The following is a 906-nucleotide window of genomic DNA, read 5'->3' on the forward strand; positions in this document are numbered from 1 at the left end:
CCTTCCTGGAAATCTCCGGTCTCAGAAAGCGCTTCGGCGCCGTCGACATCCTCAAGGGCATCGACCTCGAACTCGAAAGGGGCGGCTTCCTCGTGCTGGTCGGCCCCTCCGGCTGCGGCAAGTCGACCCTGCTCAACACCATTGCCGGGCTGGAGACGATCACCTCGGGCGAGATCAGGATCGACGGCCGCGACATCAGCGGTCTGCACCCGTCCAAGCGCGACATCGCCATGGTGTTCCAGTCCTATGCGCTCTATCCGAATATGACGGTGGCCGGCAACATCGCCTTCGGCATGGAGATCCGCGGCGTGCCGAAGGAGGAGCGGGCCAAGGCGATCAAACAGGTCTCCGACATGCTGCAGATCGGCCATCTGCTCGACCGCAAGCCGAGCCAGCTCTCCGGCGGGCAGCGCCAGCGCGTCGCCATGGGCCGGGCCTTGGTGCGCAATCCGCAGGTCTTCCTGTTCGACGAGCCGCTGTCGAACCTCGACGCCAAGCTGCGCGTCGACATGCGCACCGAGATCAAGCGGCTGCACCAGCGCATGGGCACCACCTTCGTCTATGTCACCCACGACCAGATCGAGGCGATGACGCTGGCGACCAAGATTGCCGTGCTGAAGGACGGGGTGCTGCAGCAGTTCGGCACGCCGGCCGAGATCTATAACAGCCCCGCCAATCTCTTCGTCGCCGACTTCATGGGCTCGCCGGCGATGAACCTGCTCAACGCCACCGTCGAGAACGGTGCGGCCGGGCTGGCCGTCTCGCTCGAGCGGCCGAACGGCGCGCCGCTCAGGCTGCCGGTCGTCTCCGGCAATCACGGCCTGTCCGCCTATGCCGGCAAGCCGGTGATCTTCGGCATCCGTCCCGAAGCCTTGACCGATCCCGACGGCGCCGACCGCAAGGCGC

General features: G+C 66.2%; 1 protein-coding gene. It reads left to right on the forward strand.

The genetic code is table 11. The features are described 5' to 3' along the window. On the forward strand, window positions 1–906 hold a 906-nt coding region (locus B5E41_RS30935), incomplete at both ends, for an ABC transporter ATP-binding protein (RefSeq protein ID WP_141098864.1).

The organism is Rhizobium esperanzae, from assembly GCF_002204185.1.
GTDB lineage: Bacteria > Pseudomonadota > Alphaproteobacteria > Rhizobiales > Rhizobiaceae > Rhizobium > Rhizobium esperanzae.